Consider the following 1,429-nt stretch of genomic DNA (forward strand, 5'->3'; position numbering starts at 1 on the left):
TCACAGACAAAGGGCCTGGTGGGATCAGTAACTTCACATTTACAAGTTTTACTGGCTGTCCCACGTTGCGCGAATGGGACTGCTGAGGGAGGGCGTTTGCTCTGTGTGAATGTTGCCATTGTGACGAGGCTTGCTGAACTGGCTACGGAATTCACCGGCCCTCTGGCGGACTCTCCACCAACGGATGGTGATCGGAGTTTGCAAACGCCATGACAGGAACCAAATTGACAATTGTTATCGAAAGTATGCCGGTGTGGTCCGGGGTTTTTGTCATCGTCGCCAGAGCCAGAAGACTGGGAGCCGCTGGCAAAGACTGTAGTCCGGGTGCTGGTTGCCCCTCCTGTGGCTTGCTGACCGGATGATGTTGAAGGCTGGTTTTGTTGGTTATTTTTTTGTTGGCTGTTTCCGGGGAGCATCATGGTGGTGATTGTAAACGGTTCATCCTGACTGGCCTCCTGTTGATCCATCGGGATAAACAGTGACGAATCGGAGTTCCAATCGTTTTTCAAAAGCCAGCCAATAACAACAAACGCTTCTACAGGTGGCCATGAAAAAGGTTTGGCGCTCAGAGAGGTTTCGTGGCTGCTCAGCATCAGTTCGTAAGCCACCAGCAGATGAGAGGCGTAAATCAATGGCCACGAAATTGACTCAATAAGGGTGGTTTTTAATCCGTAACCGTTAAGTCCATAAGGTTTATCATCAGGCGAAAAATCTAACCCCACATAACCGCTTGTGTCGGCAATGTCTGAAGGGTTGTACGACAGAGTATCGAGGTTACTTTTTATAGAAACGCTCTGGATCGAAGAACCTGCATCATCCTGATGAAAATCGACAACAAAACACCTTTTCGAGGAGTCAGCCTGACAGACGATAGTTAACAACACCGGCAGTATAAACAATGCCGCAAAGAGTGAGTTGTTCATCATTCTATCCGCGCATTCTGATTTGTAGGGAACAAGGGTAGATTGAGATGATGATAGATCAAGAAAATAAGTGTTTTCTGCGCTTGATTGGAAGCTGAATCACCTATATATCTCGTTCCCGCGCAAAGCGAGGCTGACGCTCAGGGTGGCCGGTTAATGAGAACACTCATGTAAGTTCCCCAAAATTCATAGTTATCGAATGAGCCGAAAATCATTTTTGACCAATCTCCGGCCTCCCCCTGAAGAAAAACTGTCTGACCAAATGTGAAAAAGCCCTGTAAATAAAGAATCTACAGGGCTTTTGTTTTGTGGTGTTGTGGGACGATGGTTTGGTTCCCACAATAGGAACTGAATTAGTCTATCAGTTGCTTTATTGACATCCTTTCGCTCCTTGAGGGGCGAGAGGATGTCAAATCAGCTGGCACGCTCCAATCGGCGGCTAACGCATGTCGATACCAGGCGAGCGTTGGCTCTCTAGCATCCTAAGGATGAGCTCTGGTATGCAA

The 1,429-nt window shown here is 47.7% G+C and carries 1 protein-coding gene; it reads right to left on the reverse strand.

Features of this window, described 5'->3' with window-relative positions:
- The coding region (locus KDK18_RS13085) for a hypothetical protein (protein WP_257255370.1) at window positions 1-926 on the reverse strand (926 nt) is incomplete at its 3' end.
- Window positions 927-1,429: the final 503 nt, after the last annotated feature.

It is taken from the genome of Endozoicomonas sp. SESOKO3, assembly GCF_024606255.1.